General features: G+C 56.2%; 24 protein-coding genes. 21 read left to right on the top strand and 3 right to left on the bottom strand.

All coding sequences use genetic code 11. The features are described 5' to 3' along the window. Positions 1-139 precede the first annotated feature (139 nt). The 19 genes from dnaB-PI (at position 140) to ACJY2L_RS13700 (ending at position 16,954) form a co-directional block, all read left to right on the top strand. Complete coding sequence (gene dnaB-PI / locus ACJY2L_RS13790; protein WP_439214227.1) at positions 140-1,519, top strand: SPI-7-type island replicative DNA helicase; 1,380 nt, start codon at positions 140-142, stop codon at positions 1,517-1,519. Beyond that, a complete protein-coding gene (locus ACJY2L_RS13785) occupies positions 1,516-3,078 on the top strand; it encodes a ParB family protein (protein ID WP_439214226.1) in 1,563 nt (520 codons plus the stop codon). The genes dnaB-PI and ACJY2L_RS13785 overlap by 4 nt, the downstream gene beginning before the upstream one ends. Then, entirely contained in the window at positions 3,068-3,649 is a 582-nt protein-coding gene (locus ACJY2L_RS13780) for a DUF2857 domain-containing protein (RefSeq protein WP_187493843.1), read from the top strand. The genes ACJY2L_RS13785 and ACJY2L_RS13780 overlap by 11 nt, the downstream gene beginning before the upstream one ends. 269 nt (positions 3,650-3,918) lie before the next feature. Continuing rightward, the gene (locus tag ACJY2L_RS13775) at positions 3,919-5,094 is read left to right on the top strand and encodes an STY4528 family pathogenicity island replication protein (protein ID WP_439214225.1); all 1,176 of its coding nucleotides are present in this window, start codon (positions 3,919-3,921) and stop codon (positions 5,092-5,094) included. Next, positions 5,087-5,356 (top strand): hypothetical protein, encoded by a 270-nt coding sequence (locus ACJY2L_RS13770; protein WP_439214224.1) that lies wholly within the window; start codon positions 5,087-5,089, stop codon positions 5,354-5,356. The genes ACJY2L_RS13775 and ACJY2L_RS13770 overlap by 8 nt, the downstream gene beginning before the upstream one ends. Before the next feature lie 48 nt (positions 5,357-5,404). Beyond that, the gene (locus tag ACJY2L_RS13765; RefSeq protein WP_067437356.1) at positions 5,405-6,118 is read left to right on the top strand and encodes a PFL_4669 family integrating conjugative element protein; all 714 of its coding nucleotides are present in this window, start codon (positions 5,405-5,407) and stop codon (positions 6,116-6,118) included. A gap of 1 nt (position 6,119) precedes the next feature. Continuing rightward, a complete protein-coding gene (locus ACJY2L_RS13760) occupies positions 6,120-6,692 on the top strand; it encodes a hypothetical protein (protein ID WP_067437353.1) in 573 nt (190 codons plus the stop codon). 15 nt (positions 6,693-6,707) lie between these two features. Further along, positions 6,708-8,750, top strand: coding sequence for a DNA topoisomerase III (locus ACJY2L_RS13755; RefSeq protein WP_439214223.1), 2,043 nt, complete (start codon positions 6,708-6,710; stop codon positions 8,748-8,750). Between the two features lie 325 nt (positions 8,751-9,075). Continuing rightward, the gene (locus tag ACJY2L_RS13750; protein ID WP_439214222.1) at positions 9,076-9,564 is read left to right on the top strand and encodes an STY4534 family ICE replication protein; all 489 of its coding nucleotides are present in this window, start codon (positions 9,076-9,078) and stop codon (positions 9,562-9,564) included. Between the two features lie 102 nt (positions 9,565-9,666). Beyond that, entirely contained in the window at positions 9,667-9,909 is a 243-nt protein-coding gene (locus ACJY2L_RS13745; protein ID WP_439214221.1) for a DUF4160 domain-containing protein, read from the top strand. Then, a complete protein-coding gene (locus tag ACJY2L_RS13740; protein WP_064703432.1) occupies positions 9,893-10,141 on the top strand; it encodes a DUF2442 domain-containing protein in 249 nt (82 codons plus the stop codon). The genes ACJY2L_RS13745 and ACJY2L_RS13740 overlap by 17 nt, the downstream gene beginning before the upstream one ends. 127 nt (positions 10,142-10,268) lie before the next feature. Continuing rightward, positions 10,269-10,889 (top strand): PilL N-terminal domain-containing protein, encoded by a 621-nt coding sequence (locus ACJY2L_RS13735; RefSeq protein ID WP_439214220.1) that lies wholly within the window; start codon positions 10,269-10,271, stop codon positions 10,887-10,889. Next, positions 10,886-11,632, top strand: coding sequence for a DUF2275 domain-containing protein (locus tag ACJY2L_RS13730; protein WP_439214219.1), 747 nt, complete (start codon positions 10,886-10,888; stop codon positions 11,630-11,632). The genes ACJY2L_RS13735 and ACJY2L_RS13730 overlap by 4 nt, the downstream gene beginning before the upstream one ends. A 10-nt stretch (positions 11,633-11,642) precedes the next feature. Beyond that, on the top strand, positions 11,643-12,362 hold the full coding sequence (locus ACJY2L_RS13725) for a TIGR03759 family integrating conjugative element protein (protein ID WP_439214218.1): 720 nt from the start codon (positions 11,643-11,645) through the stop codon (positions 12,360-12,362). Then, on the top strand, positions 12,341-13,018 hold the full coding sequence (locus ACJY2L_RS13720) for a lytic transglycosylase domain-containing protein (protein ID WP_439214217.1): 678 nt from the start codon (positions 12,341-12,343) through the stop codon (positions 13,016-13,018). Before ACJY2L_RS13725 ends, ACJY2L_RS13720 begins: the two co-directional genes overlap by 22 nt. Continuing rightward, complete coding sequence (locus ACJY2L_RS13715) at positions 13,015-13,521, top strand: integrating conjugative element protein (RefSeq protein ID WP_439214216.1); 507 nt, start codon at positions 13,015-13,017, stop codon at positions 13,519-13,521. The genes ACJY2L_RS13720 and ACJY2L_RS13715 overlap by 4 nt, the downstream gene beginning before the upstream one ends. Further along, positions 13,521-14,093, top strand: coding sequence for a restriction endonuclease (locus ACJY2L_RS13710; protein WP_439214293.1), 573 nt, complete (start codon positions 13,521-13,523; stop codon positions 14,091-14,093). Before ACJY2L_RS13715 ends, ACJY2L_RS13710 begins: the two co-directional genes overlap by 1 nt. Then, positions 14,086-16,191: a type IV conjugative transfer system coupling protein TraD gene (traD, locus tag ACJY2L_RS13705; RefSeq protein WP_439214215.1), complete on the top strand. Its 2,106-nt coding sequence runs from the start codon at positions 14,086-14,088 to the stop codon at positions 16,189-16,191. Before ACJY2L_RS13710 ends, traD begins: the two co-directional genes overlap by 8 nt. Continuing rightward, entirely contained in the window at positions 16,184-16,954 is a 771-nt protein-coding gene (locus ACJY2L_RS13700) for a TIGR03747 family integrating conjugative element membrane protein (protein ID WP_067437323.1), read from the top strand. Before traD ends, ACJY2L_RS13700 begins: the two co-directional genes overlap by 8 nt. Before the next feature lie 647 nt (positions 16,955-17,601). On the opposite strand, the gene ACJY2L_RS13695 is transcribed toward ACJY2L_RS13700, so the two are convergent. Next, the gene (locus ACJY2L_RS13695; RefSeq protein WP_439214214.1) at positions 17,602-18,315 is read right to left on the bottom strand and encodes a hypothetical protein; all 714 of its coding nucleotides are present in this window, start codon (positions 18,313-18,315) and stop codon (positions 17,602-17,604) included. A gap of 302 nt (positions 18,316-18,617) precedes the next feature. On the opposite strand from ACJY2L_RS13695, the gene ACJY2L_RS13690 reads away from it, so the two are divergent. Together ACJY2L_RS13690 and ACJY2L_RS13685 are read left to right on the top strand one after the other, a co-directional pair. Next, positions 18,618-18,986 (top strand): hypothetical protein, encoded by a 369-nt coding sequence (locus ACJY2L_RS13690; RefSeq protein WP_439214213.1) that lies wholly within the window; start codon positions 18,618-18,620, stop codon positions 18,984-18,986. A gap of 330 nt (positions 18,987-19,316) precedes the next feature. Further along, positions 19,317-19,937 carry a LysE family translocator gene (locus ACJY2L_RS13685; protein ID WP_439214212.1) on the top strand — a complete coding sequence of 207 codons (621 nt, stop codon included), beginning with the start codon at positions 19,317-19,319 and terminating at the stop codon, positions 19,935-19,937. A 212-nt stretch (positions 19,938-20,149) separates the two neighbouring features. Here the strand turns inward: ACJY2L_RS13685 and ACJY2L_RS13680 are convergent, their stop codons facing one another. Continuing rightward, positions 20,150-20,473: a DMT family transporter gene (locus ACJY2L_RS13680; RefSeq protein WP_439214211.1), complete on the bottom strand. Its 324-nt coding sequence runs from the start codon at positions 20,471-20,473 to the stop codon at positions 20,150-20,152. Further along, positions 20,474-20,803: a DMT family transporter gene (locus ACJY2L_RS13675; protein ID WP_439214210.1), complete on the bottom strand. Its 330-nt coding sequence runs from the start codon at positions 20,801-20,803 to the stop codon at positions 20,474-20,476. It abuts the gene before it with no gap. Positions 20,804-21,259 lie beyond the last annotated feature (456 nt).

Genomic DNA, 21,259 nt, shown 5'->3' with positions numbered 1-21,259 from the left:
GGTAGTCACTGCAGCCAGGATCGTACAAGGCTTGATAGACCGTTATCTGGATATCTATCTCGACGAAATAACGGCTCGTTCAACCAAGTAAAACATCCCCTTATCAATGTTATCCACTTGACCGTGGAGGGAATTCCTCATGCCTGAAAAAGCCACTGACATACCCTGTTCGACCGAAGCAGAGCAGTGCGTGCTGGGTGCGCTGATGCTTGATAACGACCGGTGGGACGACGTCAATCTGCTGCTGAAGAAAGATGATTTTTTCATTGCTGGCCACCGTGCTATCTACATGGCCATGTCTTCATTGGCCACCTTATCTCAGCCTTTTGATCTGATTACACTCAGTGAAAAACTGGAGTCCAGTGGCGATATTGATCGCTGCGGGGGCTTTGCCTATCTCGCTGAGTTGTCAAAAAATACGCCGTCTGCTGCCAATGTTATGGCCTATGCCGCAGTTATGGTTGAGAAAAGCCGTTTGCGGGAGCTGCTGGTGGTAGGAAACGCTATCCTGGCCGATGTTCACCGTCACCGGCTCAGTGCGCCTGAGGTTGCAGAGCATGCCGAAAATGCCCTCTTCAAACTCAGCGAACAGGGCGTTATTCAAAGTGCGAAAGAGTTCGAAGTAACGGAAGCACTGGACTTACTGCTCAGCAAACTTGAGTCAGCCACGGCATCAGACAATTTTATAACCGGCACGCCGACCGGCATGGCCGCACTCGATTACATGTCCTGTGGGCTTCAGCCAGGCGATCTGATTTTGCTGGCTGCCAGGCCATCAATGGGTAAAACCTCTATGGCGCTGAGCTGGTGCATTGGCGCATTGTTGGGACGCCCGCAAAAAAGCGTTTTTATCTTCAGTATCGAAATGCCCACCGAACAGCTGATGATGCGGCTGCTTTCCATGCGTAGCCGGGTTGAGCTTAGTCGTCTGCGCAGTGGCGATCTTGGGGACACAGAATGGGATCTCATCAGTAAAGGGGCGCACGAACTGGCTGAATGGCGCAATCGCCTCATCATTGATGATAACAGCGCCCAGACCCCGGCAACGCTCCGTACCCGTGCGCGTCGTTATATCCGTAAGCACGGGCAGCCTTCACTCATCATGATCGATTATCTGCAGCTGGTACGTTGCCCTGGCATGGAGAACCGCACGCAGGAAATCGCCGAGATTTCGCGTTCTCTTAAGGCATTGGGCAAAGAACTCGGCTGCCCGGTACTCGCGCTCTCCCAGCTTAATCGTCAGGTCGAACAACGCGCGGATAAACGTCCTAATAATGGCGATCTGCGTGATTCCGGTGCGCTTGAGCAGGACGCTGACCTGATTAGCTTTATTTACAGGGACGAGGTTTATAACGCGGAAACCCATCATCCAGGCCAGGCAGAGATCATCATCAGTAAACAGCGCCAGGGGCCAACCGGCACGCTAAAAGTGCAGTTTGACGGTAAATACACGCTGTTCTCTGAATATCCGGAAGGCAGTTATGACCTTGGCTATGACTACAGGAAATCATCGCGATGAGCAAAATCGCCTCTGATACCCCGGTTGCAGTCGAACAAGGCACCCTTACTCACGCTTTTACGCTGGATCAGCTACGACCTAATCCTGATAACCCGCGGACGACGCGTAATCCATGCTTTGACTATATCAAGGCATCAATCCGTGCCCGCGGACTCGCATCGGTACCTGTTGTAACGCGTGATCCCAGGCTGCCTGAAGGAGTCTGGACGTTCAGCGATGGAGGAAATACCCGATATGCCATCCTTAAAGAGCTCTGGGAGGAAACGGGTGAAAGCCGGTTCTATGAAATCACATGCGCCGTAAAGCCCTGGCCAGGCAGGCTGAATTGTCTGGTTGGCCATCTGGCAGAAAATGAAGGGCGTGGCTCACTGTCTTTTATTGAAAAAGCGCTAGGCGTGCAGCAGGCTCGAAAAATCCATGAGGCAGAATCTGGCAAAAAGGTCTCTTTGCGCGAGCTGTCAGCGATTCTGGCAGAGCAGGGACTGCCGGTTCACTACTCCTCGATTAGCCGTATGGAGGACACGCTTAAACATCTCTATCCGTGGATGCCGACGCTGCTGATGTCCGGTTTTAAAAGGGAGTGTATCAGCCAGCTTTTGTCGCTCCGGCAGAGCGCCGAGAAAGTTTGGGACAGCTGCCGCCTTAACAAAGGCATTGAGACGGTTAAAACTTTCGCAGAGGTATTCGGCTGCTGCTGTCAGAAATTTGACGATCCGGAAAGCTGGTCCCAGGAGATGTTCATCGATGAGTTTATTGGTGATCTGACTGAAGCATTGCCGGATGACAACATGGACTATGATCGCTGGCTGCTGGAGTTAAGGGATGCCAGAAAACCGAGGCTACAGCGGGAGGACCTTGAGCAGAGCATACCTGCGTGTCCTGCCGGGTTTGATATACCGCAAGTTGAAGTAACGGCTGGCGATGTAGAAACCGACATCGACTTCTCTGTTGCGGATGCGGGAAAGGGTGATAAATCGCAGATTGTCGCCGAAAAAACACCTCCTGAAGTCTCTGGCTCAGCTGATGATTTTACAGATAAACCTTCTTCGGATCTGAATGCAGAACCTGCTGGTTCCAAAAGCCGCACAAAGCCTGCCGCTGCGGAATCACGGCCACCAACCCTACCTGGTGAAATGAACGAATCTGAGGCATCTCTATGGCAGATCAATGCGCTTCAGGATGACATTGAGCATCTGCAGAGCATGGCTTACCGCCTGTGTTGGGAGATCAGCGAGGCGCTTGATTGTGCTGAATATTTTGAGCCCGCCTGTGAAGACGAAACTGCACCCGGCTATCGTCTGGTCTCTGCTGAAGGTTCACATCCAGTTGCGCTGCTGTTGTCTGCGCTGGCTGGCAGCGACGTAGAGACGCTGGACATGGGCCGCGCAGTGAATTTGCTGATCGGGTCATCACAATCCCATACCCCTTTATTAAATGACGATATGACCCTGACGCTGTTTCGCCTGGTCAGGGTGCTTCGTCGTCTTCGTGAACTGCAGCGCCAGGCCGCTGCGCCATCTTCTGCTTTACCAACTGAAGAGCTGAACAATGAATACTAACTTATCCCGCGCTGCTAACGGTTTCCTGCTCGATCTGGTTATGGAGCTTAAAAACGGCTTTATTCGGCGCTGCGACAAAATGGGGCTGACCGGAGAAGAGGTTGCCGCACTTAAGGATATGACCATCGAGGACATTCACTACATCTCCAACAGTGAGGTTTCGGTGCTGTCGTTTCAGATTAACCATGAAAACCTCAGTCGATTGTTGAATCAGGCGCGTGCGGAACAGACTCGCCTTCAACGGCTGGATCGTGCCCTGGCGCTGGGTGGTTCCATTGCACTGCTTTCACATTTTTTTGGCCTGCCAAGTAGCGAAGTTGCCACGCGCCGCCGTATTGCCGGCATAAAAGTACGTGCTGGTCGTGGAACGGTGATTTCCGATGAAGAGAGCGCCCGACTCTGGTCAATGTGGGTCAAGAATGGCAATGCCGTTTCCTGTGATACGGAAGAGGGGCTGGAGATCATGCTGCTTGCGGCCGAGGAAATGAACATCCCGCTGACCGCTGTCTGGAATGCGATCCGTAAATGGGAAAGTGACCGACTGACTGCTGCGAGCAGGAAAATGGCATAAGAGCCTGCCCGCGGATTGAGGCAGAGCGGGCGTGAATAATCACTGTAGTCAGTAGAAGAGATGCATCATGAAGCTGAATGACATCACCCTGATTTTAAAAACGCCAGCTGTTGCCTCAGCCGCTGTCTGCAGGAAAGCCAACGGAACCGCCCGGTGTTTCAATCATGGCCAACTGCCACTTAACCTCTGCTTGAGAGTGCTTAACGTTGTGCTACCTGATGCATAACGCTAAGCGCTTTTCATAACCACGATCCATATAAGGGAGAGCAATGAAGCTTCCGGATGACAGCCTGATTAACCATGCTGTTAAGAAAATGAACGATCGCCTGCTGGCGCGCAACTCGGGAGAGCAAAGTAACTTTGCGCGTGGCGGACTGCTGTTCATGGGTAACGTGCACGATGCGCTGCCCCGGCGGCTGTTGCTGGATACCCGACTATCTCCACTCGATAAAATGGCCTGGATAATTATTCGCCTGCATGCCCAGCATAACGACGGCGCGGTATTTCCTTCTTATGACGATCTGCAGCTTCAGCTGGCAACGCCGGGCAAAGGTAAAGCGTCCCGAGAGACCATCAGTCGGGTACTGCTTATGCTGCGCATTACCGGCTGGCTGAGCCTGTGTAAGCGCGTCCGTGATGATAAGGGGCGCATAAGGGGCAACATTTATGCGCAGCATGACGAACCGCTGACGTTCGCCGATGCAGAGGTACTGGATCCTCGCTGGCTTCAGACGGTAGCTGAAGCGTGTTTTAGCAGTAACAAGACGATAAGCCGGACGGCAAAAGCCATCATCAACGATGTCTGCCTTGATCCCGCCATGCGTCATCATCGAAGCCACCTGGCTGTTATAGAAGGGCGCCTGGGTGCAGTGCAAAATCCCTCCGACATGAAAAACCGCATGCTGGTAATGCATCCGGGTTCGGAATCCGAACCCGGCGAAGAGAGTCATAAAATATCTCCGGATTCGGATTCCGAACCGAGTGAGAAAGCCCCTGAAAACAACAGAGTTCGGGAACCGAACGGTTACGTACGTATTGTTAATAACAATACTAAAAATACATACGTAGAGCGCGTATCTGTTCTGCCGGAAAAGTTTGCCAGCCTGTTGAGTGAGCAGGACCTTAAGATGCTGAGCGAACAGCTTCAGGCACTGCAGCCAGAGCAGGCTCAACTGGTGTTACAAAACCTCGCCAGGGCCATGAAAGAAGGCAGCCTGCAAAATCCGGTGGGGTGGATGCTGACCGTGCTCAAGAAAGCCCGAAAAGGCGAGCTTTACCAGCCCCAGAGGGAATCCATTGCCAAACCCGTTCCTGCACGACCTGAGCACCGGGCAGTCCCTGCCGGACGTACTCCACGCCAGCAAGTACCTGATGACGCCCGCGTGCGGGATATTATTCAGCGTGTGCGATCTCGCATTCATTCTGACCGGGCTGACAATGACTAAGTCAATTTCTGCAGCGGTTCGTAAAACGCTCAGTGTTGCAGGCTGCAACAAAGTACGAAAAGTGAACGGTGTTGCAGGCTGCAACAAAGTACAAAAAGTGAGCAGTGTTGCAGGCTGCAACAAAGTACAAAAAGTAAGCAGTGTTGCAGGTTGCAACAAAGTACGAAAAATAAGCTTTTTTGCGACCCGCAACACCTGTTGCTGGGAAATTTTCGATTTCCGAAAACTGATTTTGAATTGTTCAACTGTTCCTCAGGAATGAGGATGCCCCTTCAGCATAATCGATGCCTTTGCCTATCAGGAGACAGCTATGGCCGAACAAACCACGCCTCAGGCCGCACCACGCCGCTCGGGAGCCCTGCAGTCCTCGCTTTCCATCGACCTGCATTCACACTATGCCATCCGCCTGTGGGAGGGCCGACGCCGGGATGAAGCACAGACCCGGGGTAAAAAAAGGCCGGAAATTATCGGCATGCCGCAGGCGATTTCGCGCGCTGGTATAGCCGGCCGCGACTCCGCCGCCGGTAATCCCTATGCCGATCAGGTTCTGGTACGTCTTGAGGATGCACTGAAAGCCGCTACATCGCGGGTACGGGAAACAGTTGAAAAGGTTGAACGCGTCCTTACGGCGATCCCGGCAGGTATCAACCTGTCTGAAGTCTCATCCGTTGAGCCCCTGAATCTTGATGTCTTCAGCCGATCGCCCCTTGGCTACCGCTGCGTCTGGCTTCTGGTGCATTTTGACCAGCTGGCCCTCAAGGTTTTTCAGGCATTTCACTACGGGCTGATCTCCCTGTCGGAACGTGATCAATACCTTAACGTGGGTGGTCACGCCGTGCGTCAGGTCTACGGCGTCATTCAGGGATACAAAACCGTGCCGGTGACCTATGACGATATCCGCAATAACACTGCCCGGGGCATGGCCGCCACTGAAAAGCTGGGCGAAATTGATCCGGCCATTCTTTCCGGTGAAAAGCGCTCCTCTTTTTCCCCACTTCTGACAACCCCTGCTGAGAAAGTCTGACATGAAAAAAATACTGATCACCGGCGCTGTCTGCGCACTTCTGACCGGCTGTGCCGGCACCGATCTGGCCGCCATAAACAAGAACATCAGCGATACCGCCTTCAGCGTCAGTAAAACCCTGCGTGGCAGTGATTCAGCCGGTTCAACACCCGGCGTAGCCAGCAACGGAATGCCTATTCTCTCTCCTGCAGCGCAGCCTTCCACGGCAAATGCCGATCGTGAATTCCAGGTGCCGGTTGATGTTGATACTGCCGCCGCCAGGCTCAAACGCTACTACAAATTTATTTCCACGGAAGAGCTGGAACGTATCCGTACTCGCGATCGAAACAGTGAGTGGAGTGCATCAGCTATTGCCGAAAGGAACCCCGTCTGGGAAGCCTCTCCGGGTAGTTATTACAAGATGGGAAACGATCGCGGCAAACATGATCATCTTGATATTGAAATCGAAAAGAATGGTGCAGGCAGCCGCGTTTATGTGACGTATAAATCGCCCTATCCGGAACATTTGTCAGGCAGCTCATTTGATAACTTAATCACGCGAATCCAGCAGGTTGCCGCTGGCAAGGTCCGTTAATCCGGGAGGTCAGCTGTGCAGCTTTATCTTTGTGAAAAACCGTCGCAAGCAAAGGATATCGCCAGAGTGCTGGGCGTCAGCCAGCGCGGGCAGGGATATATTTCAGGCGAGAACGTCACCGTCACCTGGGCGGTGGGGCACCTGCTGGAAACGGCCACGCCCGAGGCTTACGGCGAACAGTTCGGACGGCCCTGGCGTGCAAACGTGCTGCCGGTGATCCCCGAAATCTGGCAAATGGTGGTTAAGAAAGAAACCGCCGATCAGTTTGCCGTGATTAAAAAGCTGCTGAAAAAAGCCCGCGAGGTGGTGATCGCCACCGACGCGGATCGCGAAGGCGAAGTGATTGCCCGGGAGCTGATGACGTACTGCGGCTACCGCGGCGCCGTTCGCCGGCTGTGGCTGTCCGCGCTGGACGAGGGCAGCATACGGCAGGCGCTGCAGAACATGCTGCCCGGCGAGAAAACCGAAAAGCTGTATCAGGCGGGCATCGGCCGTTCGCAGGCCGACTGGCTAATCGGGATGAACCTGACGCGCCTGTACACCCTGAAGGCCGGCGAGGCCGGCCATGCGGAGATGTTTTCCGTGGGGCGCGTACAGACGCCGACGCTCGCTATAGTGGTCAACCGCGACAATGAGATCGCGAACTTCACTCCCAAACCCTGGTGGCAGGTCAGGGCACAGCTGGAAAAAGACGGCGTTACTTTTCACGCCGAGTGGGTCGGCGCAGAACAATACTGCGACGAGGAAAAGCGCTGCATCAATCAGCCGATTGCCCATGCCGTGCTGCAGCTCTGCCAGAAAACCGGATCGGCTACCGTTCTGACCGCGGAGAAAAAACGGGAAAAAACGCCCGCGCCGCTGTGCTTCGATCTCGGCACGCTGCAGCAGGTGTGCTCCCGAAAGTGGGGAATGGGGGCAAACCAGGTACTGACCATCGCGCAGGCGCTTTATGAAACACATAAGGCGACAACCTATCCGCGCACCGACTGCGGCTACCTGCCGCTCTCCATGCGGGACGAGGTGGCGGACGTTCTCCGGGCCGTTCAGGCATCCGATCCTTCGGTTGCCTCCGCGCTGTCACGCCTGGACAAAAGCTTTATGTCCCGGGTGTGGAACGATAAAAAAATCACCGCGCACCACGCCATCATTCCCACGCGCCAGGCATTTGACCTGGCGCGCCTCAGCGCCGACGAGCTGAAGGTTTATCAGCTCATTCGTCAGCACTATCTGGCGCAGTTTCTGCCTCTGCAGGAGTCTGACGTCACCGAGGCAACGTTTAACCTGGGCAATCAGCTGTTCCGGACGCGCGGACGCGTTACCGTGGTGCCGGGCTGGAAAGCGCTGTTCGGCGGCCAGCAGGACGAGGACGAGGCGGAAGGCGAAGAGGACGCGCCGGCCAGCCTGCCGCCGCTCGATAAAGGCGACGTATGCCGCGTGACGGGCGGGACCGTAAAGGACAACGTCACGAAAGCGCCCGCGCACATGACCGAGGGCACGCTGATTGCGGCCATGAAAAATGCCGCCAGCCTGGTCAGCGATCCCCAGCTCAAAAAGGTGCTGCGGGAAAACGCCGGGCTCGGCACGGAGGCCACGCGTAGCGGCGTGCTGGAAACGCTGTTCAGGCGTCGATACCTGGAGAAAAAAGGGAAACACATTCACTCCACGCAGATGGCCCGCGAGCTTATCGCCGCGCTGCCGGAGACGCTGACCAGCCCCGGCATGACCGCGCTGTGGGAGCAGGCGCTGGACGATATCGCGCAGGGGAAATCGGATCTGCACAGCTTTATGCAAAAACAGGCGCAGTGGACGCGTCACCTGACTGAAAAGGGGCGCGCACAGCCGTTTCACGTCACGGTGCCGGTCGGGCCCGACTGTCCGCTCTGCGGCAAGGCGATGCGTCAGAGAACGGGTAAAGAGGGCACGTTCTGGGGCTGCGTCCAGTACCCGGAATGCAAGGGGATCGTTGGTGAGGCCAACCGCAAAACAAAACGCCGGGCCGCCGGCAAGCGCAAAGGCAGTGGGCCAAAAGCCCCGGGCGTTTTAGCGGTGGACGGTTGACATTGCGGGCGCGCGGCCTAAAAATAAAAGGGCTTATCCGTCGTCTCTGACGACCACCAATGATTCATCAGCCTGAGAGAATCGCCTTCGGGTGGCTGAACAGAAAGCTCCTGTAGCCTGAAAGGGAGCACACATCGTGTGGTACATCTGCGCACCTTTGGAAGCAGATATCGTCAACATATGGCACCTGGTGCCTGACGATCAGGGTTTATTCAACCAACCAGACAGTCAGACTCACCTGAATCTGACTCCCCGACGGGAAGACTTCTCCCGTCCGGGCCGAAGTTTTCTCCGTCGATTTTTTTTGACCCCCGGAGATAACATCATGTCTGTAAACAACGCGCAGTCCGCCACCACCACGTCCTCCGCCAGCCGCAACGATTACTTTAACCTGACCATAAAAGGGCTGGGTTACCTGAGTAACGTCCGGCAGGTTAACGCGCAGTCCGGCACCTTCATCAGCTGCGTGATCAACGCGCTGTCAGGCCCGAGCGACAGCCCTTCCTACGTGCGTTTTGACGTAACGGTTGCCGGCAAAGAAGCCAGCAGCCTGATTAACCGCTGCCAGAAGGCGGTTGATGAGGACAAAAAGGTGCTGATCGGGTTTGCCCTGAGCAATCCCTCAACCGACATTTTTCAGCTGAAAAACGGTGAGCACGCCGGCGAAAGCCGCGTCAGCCTGAAGGCCCGACTGATCAAGGTTGACTGGATCAAAATCGGTCAGGAAATGGTCTACAAACCGGAACGCAGCGATGCGCCGCCGGCACAGAGTGGCTCAGAGCAGGCGCCGTCCTACGCTGACAACTCGTTCTGATTTTACCTTCCCAAATCTGCCCTTCACGGGCAGTTTTACAGCGTTTGCAGGGTTTTGACTGTCGCTGTAATCTCCACCATAATCCCATAAAGGTTACTGACGATGCCTGTCATACTTCGGCTGAACGGTTTTCGGTTCTTTTTCTATTCCAACGAAGGCAATCCGCTTGAGCCCGCGCATATCCACGTTTCCAAAGCCGGCGCTGAAGCTAAATTCTGGCTTGATCCGGTGGTGGCGCTGGCAAGAAATAACGGATTTGACTCACGGACCCTGAAAGAGCTGTTCATACTGGTGAAGCTACACAAAACGACACTTCTGGAGGCCTGGAATGACTATTTCAGCTAGAGACGTCCGGTTCGATGACTCCACGATGTGGGTTGAACTCACGGACGATCGCACGCTTGGCGTACCGCTGTCCTGGTTTCCGCGGCTGCTTGACGCCACGCCCGAGCAGCGCAACGACTATGAACTTTCTCCCCGTGGCATACACTGGGACGCCCTTGACGAAGACATCTCCGTTGAGGGGCTGATACAGGGGCGCGGTGACATTACGCACCCTCCTCATCAGGTCGCCTGACGCGCCCTGCCTGAACGCTGACTCCGGTCGGCGTTTTTTTTTGGATCCGGAAAAAGAGTTGTTCGTGGAAGCCCGCTGAAGAGTTCCGCACAGTGATGCCTGTTCTGTCACCTACAGGAATCTTCAGATGAAACTACACGCCCTCGCCGCCGTTCTGCCCTTCGTGCTGCTGACGGGATGCGCCACGCCGCCCCAGAAGCTGCAGGAGCGGGCGCCCGCCCAGCCGACGCCGTCGGTCAGCGTTTCCCGCAACGTCCAGACCCCGGCCGATGACCCCTACGGGCGCGCGCCGGAGGTGGTGCGCTACGACCGCTACCTGCTGGTCAGCACCGACCCGCAGGCGGCCCAGCAGGATTCGCTTTCCCAGATTATCGACATCCGCATTCCCCCGTCCGTACAGCCCACGGTCGCCGACGCCATGCGCTATGCCCTGAAGCAGTCCGGCTACTCGCTCTGTCAGACCGGCCCGGCCAACGGCGTGCTGTACCGTCAGCCGCTGCCGGCGGTGCAGTATCAGCTCGGCCCGATGCGCCTGCGCACCGCGCTGCAGGTGATGGCCGGCGCGGCCTGGCAGCTTGAGGTGGACGACGTGCAGCGCGTGGTTTGCCACAGCCTGCGCGCCGGCTATCAGCTTCCGGCCACCCAGCTGTCGCCGCATATCGCGGCGCAGCCGGCGACCTCCGCCGGCACGATTTCCCCGCCGGCAATTCAGGGCCAGCCCGTACGCGGAGGGTTTCTGACAAAATGAGCAATCCCGCCCTTGATGAAGACGATTTCGCCGGTGAACCGCAGCAGAAGCCACGCAAAGGCGCGGCGATCCTGCGCCGGCTGCCGCTTTACGGCGGCGTCGCGGTGGCGCTGGCCGTGGCCGGCCTGACGTTTATTTCCCTGAAAAGCGTCAGCGCGCTCGATCAGCGGCTCGGCCACGTCGAAAAACAGCAAAACGTGGTGTATTCGCAGGCGCTGACCCGGTCCGACCTTACCCCCCTGCAGGACAGCCTGAAGGCATACGGCGGGGATCTGAAACGGCAGCAGCAGCAGATCGCCGCCCTGCAGGCCGCGCTGAAGGAGGCCCGGAGCGGCCCGGCGCTGGCCGCCCTGCAGCAGGCCGTCGGTGAGCTCAGCACCGCCCGGCAGAGCATGCAGTCGCAGCTGTCCGGCTTTGACGCGCAGCTGAACGCGCTGCGGGCCGCACCGCAAAAAGCACCCGACGCCCCGCCCGCGACGCCCGCCGTAAAAAAGCCGGCGCCCGCTAAGCCACACCGTGCCGCCATGAACGCGGCCCGCCGCGCGCCGTTTGTGCTGACCGGCGTGGAAAAGCGGGGAACCACGTCCTTTGCCGCCGTGGCCCCCCGGGGCTTCAGCGACCTGTCGCAGATCCGCCTTATCGGCGAAGGCCAGTCCGTGCAGGGCTGGACGCTGATCGGCGCCGGGTACGGGCAGGCGCAGTTTCGGGTAAACGGTCGCGTAACCACCGTTAACGTTCACTAACGGAGTCGAAATGAAGATAAAAACACTGATTCTGCTTTTGCTGACCTGCGGCGGCACCGCGTACGCCAGCGTCCAGGCCTCGGGCAGCCAGGGCCAGGCCACCGACGCCCAGCGCACCGGGCAAAGCGCGGTTCAGGATCTGCAGCAGCAGGCGGGGCAGTGGGGGCTGAACCAGCAGGACTATCAGCGCTATCAGCAGCTGATGAACGGCCCCCGGGGCACGCAGTCGCCCGGCCTCGATCCGCTCTCCACGCTCGGCATTGAGGCGCGCAGCGCCGAAGAGCGGCGCCAGTACGCCGAAAAGTGGGTGAAGCAGGAGTTTGCCCGCACGCAGAAAGAAATGGAATTCCAGCGCGAGGTGAACAGCGCCTGGCAGCGCCTGTACCCCAACACGCTGGCCGTTAACATGGGCAACGCCGCGGGCATTGCCCACGACACCGGCGGGCGACTGGCGCTGTTCGTGAAGTCCGCCGAATGCGCGCAGTGCGACGCGCGGCTGTCTGCCGTGCTGGCCGACAACCGTCCGGTCGATATCTATCTGGTTGACAGCCAGGGCGACGACGACGCGCTGCGCAGCTGGGCCAAAGCGCATCGCATCCCGCTGGACAGGGTGCGCAGCCGTGAGATCACGCTTAATCACGACGGCGGCCGCTGGATGCGGTTCGGCAACGGCATGATGCCCGTGGTGCTGCAGCAGGGGGAAAACGGATGGCAACTCGCGGCGTACTGACCGGCGCTGCCCTGCTGCTGCTGGCGTCGGCACACTGCTGGTCATCCGGCACGCAGACCGTGCCCGACGGCTATACAAAGGTGGCGCGCGAGCACGGCGTGCCGCCGGAGGCGCTTTATTCGGTTGCCCTGCAGGAATCCTCGCGCACGCTGCCGCGGGGCGTGCGCCCCTGGCCCTGGACGCTGAACGTGGCGGGCAAGGGGTATCGCTACAAAACCCGGCTTGAGGCCTGGCAGGCGCTGCAGGTGTTCATGAAAACCCACTCCCTGAAGCGCATTGACGTGGGCATTGCGCAGGTCAACCTGGGCTGGAACGGCAGTCACTTCACGTCCACCTGGGAGGCGCTGGATCCGTACACCAACCTCAACGCCGCCGCCGTCATCCTGCGCGAATGCTGGGACCGCAAGCCCGGCAGCTGGCTGGACGCCGCCGGCTGCTATCACCATCCCGCCGGCGGGCAGGCCGCCGCGCGCTACCGCTCCTTTATCAGAACAAAGCTTGCCACGCTGCAGGCGCCGCCTTCGCAGCCGGCCCCGGCCCCCGCGGATAACGGCCCGGCGCCGGCTCCCGTGCAGCTGGCGGACAACGCCCCTGTGCCTGCAGCCACTTCCAACACCGGATTCGTCTGGATTGAACCCAGGAGCCCGAGACCATGAAAAACGTCCGCTTTCTTGCTGTGCCCTTCATCCTTTTGTCGCTCTCGTCCCACGCGGAGCTGAACGTGTTAGCCGACCTCGGCGGACAGAGCACGCAGGCCATCTTTGACGCGGTCAACCGGCAGGACTCGCCGGCACCCGTCTCCGCGCCGCCCGGCCAGGGCGAAGCGGCCATGCTGCCCGTTACCACGCCGGAAATGTCGCCGGGCGCGGTCAGCCCGCGCGACCTGCAGCTGCCCGGCATCGGCGCGCTGTTCATCATCGGGGACGATGATGTATCCCGGTCCTGGCTGCGGCACAACGCGCAGCGCCTGTCGGCCAGAGGCGCCGTGGGGCTTGTGGTGAACGTGGACAGCCAGGACGCCCTTGACGGGCTGCGCAGCATGGCGCCCGGCATGACCCTTGCCCCGGCCTCCGGTTCGGATCTGGCGCGTCGCCTGCAGCTGACGCATTACCCCGTGCTGATCACCGACGGCGGGCTGACCCAGGAGCCCACGCCATGATGGGGACGCCCCAAACCGTGGCCCTGCTGCTCTCGGTCAATCCGCTGCTGGCCGCGGGGCTTGTCGTCCTGCTCGTCGTCGTCGCGTGGCTGTTTCGCCGGGAGACGGCCACCGCCCGCCGGCACCGTCGTTATCGCGCCACCGCCGCACGCGTGCATCAGCGACTGCGCGAGCTGAACGGCGACGGCCAGCGGATGAGATACCTGCGCAAAATTAATCCCTACGTTTTTGAGGAGCTGCTGCTGCTGTCTTTTGAGCGGCAGGGGCTGAAGGTCGAGCGCAACGCGTCCTACAGCGGGGACGGCGGCCTGGACGGCAAGGTGTTTATCAACGGCGAGTGCTGGCTGATACAGGCCAGGCGCTACAGCCGGGCCATTTCCCCCGGGCACGTCCGGGATTTTGATGCGCTGCTCTCCCGCGCCGGCCAGCGGGGCTTTTTCATCCACACCGGCAGAACCGGGCAGATGAGCCAGGCCGTCTGCCGTACCTCTTCCCGGCTGAAGATCATCAGCGGGCAAAACCTGCTGAGGCTGCTGTCCGGCATTTCACTGAAGGTATGGTCCCATGAGTAACCGCTACGTTATAGAAGCGCTGCTGCGCCCGGCCGTTGAGCTGAATACGGCAGCCGTGGCCGGCACCGCCGCCGTGGTGTGCGTCACCGCGCCCTGGGCGGTCGCCCTTGCTCCCTCCGTCAGCTACGTTACGGCGGGCGGCTTTGCCGTGCTGTCCATCGTACGGGCCCGTGAGGGCATGCAGGTGATCCGCTACCGGCGTAACCTGCGCCGGCTGTCGCGCTACGTGATGACCTCCCGGCAGATCCCACTGAGTAAGCGACGGCTGTTTATCGGCAGGGGATTTCGCTGGACGCAGACGCATACCCAGCGCCTGCGCGACACGCTGCGTCCCGAGGTGGCCCACTACCTTCAGCCGTCCAGGCTGTACCAGCTGGCGCGCCGCGCCGAGGAGGCCACGGAAAAGCGCCTGCCGGCGCTGAGCAAGCTGCTGAACGCCGATTCCGTTCTGAATCCGGTGCGCCCGCTGCCGCCGGTGGGCGGCAATCCGGCCATACACGGCATCGAACCCAACGAGGTCGACGTCACGCTGGATCTGCGCGAGCGCGTGGGGCACACGGTAGTCTATGGCACGACGCGCGTGGGCAAAACCCGGCTGGCCGAGCTGCTGATAACCCAGGACATCCGGCGCGGCGACACAACGATCGTGTTTGATCCGAAGGGTGACGCTGACCTGCTCAAGCGGGTATGGGCGGAGGCGCACCGCGCCGGCCGCGGCGACGAGCTGACCATCTTTCACCTCGGGTGGCCCGATATATCGGCCCGCTATAACGCCGTGGGGCGCTTCGGACGCGTCTCCGAGGTGGCATCGCGCGTGGCCGGGCAGCTGAGCGGCGAAGGCAACAGCGCGGCATTCCGGGAATTTGCCTGGCGGTTCGTGAACATCGTGGCGCGGGCGCTGGTTGCGCTGGGCGAACGGCCCGACTACACGCTGATCACGCGCTACGTGAATAACATCGCGGACCTGTACCTGCGCTACGCGGTGAAAGTCATTACCGACAAACTTCCCGACCTGAGTAAGCAGATCGAAAACAACCTTAAACTCTTCGGTGAGGATGACGTGCCCCGCAACATGCAGGGACAGCCGGACGCCGTGCGCATCTGGGCGTATGAGGTGGCGCTGAGCTCCGAGCAGGGACAGCAGCTGTACGATCCGATACTGGACGGCCTGCGCTCCGCCGTGCGCTACGACCGGACCTACTTCGACAAGATAGTGGCGTCCCTGCTGCCGCTGCTGGAGAAGCTGACCACGGGCAAAACCGCCGAGCTGCTGTCGCCTGACTACCTCAACATGGAAGACCCGCGCCCGATCTTTGATTGGGAGCAGGTGATCCGTAAAAAAGGGGTGGTGTACATCGGCCTGGACGCGCTCAGCGACAGCGAGGTGGGCAGCGCGGTGGGCAACAGCATGTTTGCCGACCTGGTGAGCGTGGCCGGCCACATTTACAAGCACGGCATCAACGCGGGCCTGCCGGGAGCGGACGACCGCAAAAATCCGATTAACCTTCACTGTGATGAGTTCAACGAGCTGATGGGCGATGAGTTTATTCCCCTGATCAACAAGGGCGGCGGCGCGGGGATGCAGGTCACGGCCTACACGCAGACGTCCTCTGACATTGAGGCGCGTATCGGCAGCGCGGCCAAAACGTCCCAGGTGCAGGGTAACTTTAATAACCTCATCATGCTGCGCGTGCGCGAGAACCGGACGGCGGAGCTGCTGACCACCCAGCTGCCGCAGGTTGAAATCTACAGTAAAACGCTGGTCTCCGGGCACCAGGATTCAGCAGACGTCACCGTTAATCACGACTTTACCTCCAGCACGCAGGACCGCGTCGGCACGATCAAAGTGCCCCTACTGGAGCCGTCGGATATCGTGTCGCTGCCCAAAGGGCAGGCGTTCGCCCTGCTTGAGGGCGGACAGCTCTGGAAAATCCGCATGCCGCTACCCGCCGGCGACGCCGCCGACGAGCACATGCCAGACGATATCACCCGCCTGGCCGAAGAGATGCGCCGGAACTACCACAGCAGCGAAGGGTGGTGGAACGGCGGCGCCGGTCACGTTGCCCCGGCTGTCACGAAAGGAGAGGAAAATGGCTGAACCGCGCCGCAACGTCACGCCACAGAATCCGCAGCAGCCGGTTCCGCCGCGCGAGCACGGGCTGATTTACAACCTGGTCTGGGGCTGGCCGTGGAAGCTGGCCGGCATGATCCTGGCCTCCCTGTTCCTGAGCCTGATTGTGGAATACGTCGGGATCGCGTTCTTCTGGCCGGAAATGGGCGCCGCGCACAGCCAGCAGGTGATGACCACGGAAATGGGCTACCTGTCGTCAGATTTTACCCGCAGCCTGCTGCTCTCTGAACCCTCCGTCACCGTTACGCACTGGATCACGTTTGCGTATCAGTGGGCCTTCGTTGACAGCGGTTTTGTGGGCTGGGTGCAGTCGATGTATGAATCGGAAATGAACAGCGGCAACGAAATTTCCCGTCAGCTGAAGTCAGGCAGCGGCTGGCTCGCCGGCTATCTGCAGCAGTATCTGCTTGCCACCGTCTGGGTGGCCGTGGTGACGCTTATCCGGGTCACGATACTGACGCTTTCCATCCCGCTGTTTGTGCTGGTTATTGCCGTAGCCGTGGTGGAAGGGCTGGGGCGCCGCGACCTGCGTCGCTACGGGGCGGGCTATGAGTCGTCGTTTTTATATCACCGGGCAAAAAGGCTGATCAAGCCGGCGGTCTACATACCGGCGATGGCGTACCTGTCCTGGCCGTCAGCGGTCTATCCCAACCTGCTGTTGCTGCCCGCGGCCATCATGCTGGGGCTTGCCATTACGGTAACCACCGCGTCCTTTAAAAAGTACCTTTGATCTCCCCGGGCCCGCTTCTGCGGGCCTTTCACTTTTTCAGGTCACTTACCTTCTTTCATTAATTTTTATCCTCAGTGAAATCTGGTGCTTCCATGCCGCTAAAGCGGCATTCAGGGGCTGACTGCTCGCTGCGTACTAGCTTGGTTCATTTTATGCCTGCGTTGAGTGTCTGCTATGTGCCAGAAGCGGACGGTCAAAACAGCTGCCTAAATATTTTTTCTGGACATAGCGTCAGCCTTCTGGCTCCAGGAATGTTAAACCCGCCTTTAGGGGCGGGTTTAACATAGATGACTTTACGAGCGTTTAATCAGTCATCAAGTTTCTGACTTTTTTCTGAATACCGGTTTCGGAACGTAAGTCAGATAATGAACGATGCATCTACAGTCAGACACGGGATCAGCATCTCGTTAAATTTTTCCATCCAAGCTGATCCAGTGATGCGCCTGGACTGAGTAAGCAGTGCAAGACCCATCGCAGCCCTACAAAAATGAGCGCGCCAGCAAAAGAGTAAAAACCGGTGCCGCTCAGGGCCAGAGCAATATGACAGATAAAAAGAAAAATTCCCGTCAACTCGATCCGGGTAACGCTAAAACGGCCGATAAGTTTTTTCGTTACGCCTTACCACTATTATAAAAATAGAGTAGCGATCAAAATAAAAAGCTCTTCGCTTCAGCTTTGAACTTTTTCAGGCACTCATCCAGGATGTTTTGCGAGATGTCGGTGACGTTTTTATAACTATTGGCCTCCCATTGCGGCAAAATGTACTCCTGCTCATTCACATTGTGTGCGGAGCACTCGATGCTTTGAAAGACTGCTTTACCGTCCCGATTCTTACCTGTACGACTTAAAGTCGTAAACATGGCAAATTGATAATTATCATCGCCACCCGCCAGATTTTTGTAGGTCAACTTCCATGTTAAAGGTTTAATAACGATTGGCGTATCATACTTTTTGACGGGAAGTTTTTGCATTTCCTCTTTTAAAATTTCGCTGATTCGTGGCGTCATATAGGCCAGTGACGGGTTGCTCATACCCATCACTTCATGACCTTTAAGATCGTTCTTGCTGAATCCCTGAACATTCCCGCCGCCAGTCAGCGTCATGGCGATGAACTGAAACGTTTTTAAGGCAGCGACTTTTGTCGTATCGCCAGGTGTCACATACCGCAACTGGGTGTCTGAAGCACGCGTGGTGGTGGTTTCAAGGTCGTACCAGCCTTCAACGGTAATTTGCGACTGATTATCGGCACTGACTATAGCTGACTGGACACGTTTTTCTGTGGGTGGTGACGGTTTATCAGACGCACAGCCTGACATTAACATTGCTGCACCGAGCAGCGAAAAACATAATTTATGTTCCATGGGCAATCCTTTAAGTAAAAACACAAATGCGGTTCTCATCGGCATTGATAAGGAAAACTTTAGGAAAAAACCTTTTCGTAATAAGACAGAGAAGGGAAGAAAAGAAGGAGGTAGTTATGCTGAAAAGATCAGCGCTCAATCGCCTGATAACATTCGGGGTGAGTCTATGGTCTATATCGCGTCGTTTGAAAGTAACCTAACGTTCATCAGCGTTGTGCCAGAAGCGGACGTAGCTAACAATAGTTTGTGTGGAGCGACAGGGGGCAGGTCACCTCAATCGACTTTGATCTATGAGAATGTGTATGCACTATTTTGAAATTTTTGCTCTATCAAATATTTACCTCGAAGATAGCTTTGTATTATCAATTAGTGAAACATCCGACTCACTAATATTTGAGCTTGAAGCGGTCCTTATTGAAAATCATCCACAATATGAAGAGCCTAAAGAAGACGAGAGATACTGTTACCGAAAAGCTTCGCTTCAATTCTTTAACATGTGTTCTATTGACTGGATTGATAAAAGGCTTATGCAATATAAAGATAGAGAAGATAAAGTTGATTATGGAAATATCGATGGAATTACCATAAATGATGGTTCGTACAAGTTGTGGGGGGATTGGGGAACGGTGGTAGTCCGAGGGGGAGAAATTGAATTTGCTTTCACTAACTAGCCCGGATAAACATAAAATTCATCTCTGATATAATAGGCATCTTATATTAAGAAAATGTGTTCTGCTCCCCATTAATTAATACATGACTATATTATCAAAATTTTCATCTACTGCATAAAAATTTCGAATGTCCGCTTTTCGCTCATAGCGGACGTAGGCCTGTACAACGTCCGCTTAGTGCTATACGCAGACTATCTCGAACCAAACATTTTGAAGAATAAGCCGTGAACGAAGGAGATAAGCTTTGTAAGATAGGGAGGTAAACTGAAAGCCGCTGGAGCCTTTTCCAAGCTAACCTTATTGAATCCACTACATTTTTGAGGCCTTGCTATGTCCGTTATGGATGCACTTGTGGCGTTTAGTTTTGCTGCTGTGTTATTGACCCTGACTCCTGGTTTAGACACTGCACTCGTTTTAAGGACTGCTACAGTGGAAGGACGAAAGCAGGCCATTCACGCTGCGCTTGGTATTGGCGCAGGCTGCTTAATATGGGGGACAGCGGTGGCTTTTGGGCTGGGAGCTCTTATCGCGGTTTCAGAGCTTGCCTACGATATTCTAAAATATTGCGGAGCTGCATACCTGAGCTGGCTGGGTATAAATATGTTGTTAAAGCCCAGAAAGCAGTTTGCTTTAGCAGATTCTTCAGATAAACCGTCTTCAAACTGGTTTTTAAAAGGCGTGCTCGGTAATGCTCTAAACCCAAAAGTAGGTATTTTTTACGTTTCTTTTCTTCCTCAGTTTATTCCACTGGGGCATTCCCCAATTGTATGGACTTTCGGACTGGTCGCAATTCATATGACGATAGGTATCGTCTGGTCAATGATCCTGATTTGTGCAACACGACCACTGGCATCTTTTTTGCGCAAAGAAAAAGTAATAAGGTGGATGGATCGCACAACCGGTACGATTTTTTTGTTATTCGCAGCCCGTCTCGCATTCAGCCGTCGCTAAGCAAGTAGCAGTAAAAGGAGGGTTCAGTCACCTCCTTTTTCTTTTGTATCAAGTCTGGCTCCGCTAGCCGTTAACGACTCACAACTGAACGGAAGCATGAGATTGAGCTTGACGAACTCATCAACTAATGAAAGGAATGGCTTACTGCCACTCTTTGAAGAGGCCACTGCTAAGGCGGCACTGCTACGTATAATGAACCGCAGGGAACATGCTCATCCCAGTTTAAGTAATGCAAGGCCCGCTGATATCATAACCAGCCCAGCCATACTTTTACGACTAAGTGGTTGTTGGAAGAAGGCCCAACCAGCCAGAGCGGTCAGAATTATCCCGCTACCGCCCCATATCGCATAGGCAGTGGCCATATCCATGGCTTTCAGTGACTGCGACAGCGCTGTGAAGGAAGCAAAGATAAATACAATACCAATCATCCCCGGGATGAGCTTTGTCATCCCTGCAGAGCGCTGAAGAAACGTGTTAGCCGTCACCTCCAGTACAATGGCGATTGCAAGATACACGTAGGGCACCCAATATTCCATTTAGCGGCTTTCCTCGCCAATATTGACGAGAATGACGCCACCCAGCAAAAGCAGGATGCCGCTCATCTGGATAAAAGAAAGGTGTTCTTTGAAGAAGAAGCTGCCTATTGCCGCAATTGCAAGCAGACCCAGTGACTCCCAGGTTGCGTAAGCCACTGCCAGGGGTATTTTTTTTAGCGCAAACGCCATGAAAGTAAATGACAGGCCAATAGTTACATACATTACAGCCATGCCTGTCCAGTGATTGTCTGCAGAGACAATTTTCATAGAGGTAACGCTGGATACCTCAAAAATAATAGCCAGAGAAAGGCAGAACCAGGACTGCACCATCAAAAACTCCCGAATAATCTACTGAAACTTTATAAAGCTTATGCTCCCTGCTTTGGAACTCCTTCGTACTTAGGTAGTTGGTCCCTGAACCAGGAAAGTTTATCCGTCTGCAGCGATCTGTCATCAGGATTTATCACGATCATACATGTATACGTCATCTCAAATGGAATGTATTTCGCATCTGAAGGGCGGCTGAACCAGTTGGCAGTGACGTTAAACTAATAAGCAACGCATCAGGTTAATTTTCATTCAACCCCCTATCTTATGCCTGAAGAGCCGGATGCATAGTCAGCGGAAGGCCGTGATGATTTGCCAGGACAGGCGTCTTGCAGCGGTGACCCTGTGCACCTTTTTCAACCAGCGATGACTGAGCCTCTGTAGTGCCAGCTCATTGTGAATGCAGACAGAAGTATCTGTTTGGGAACTGACCTTTCAGTCGTAATATCGATAATGTTC

The sequence above is a fragment of the Duffyella sp. Ts4 genome, assembly GCF_051851875.1.
GTDB classification, from domain to species: Bacteria; Pseudomonadota; Gammaproteobacteria; order Enterobacterales; family Enterobacteriaceae; genus Duffyella; species Duffyella gerundensis.
This window is presented reverse-complemented; position numbering and strand designations above follow the sequence as displayed.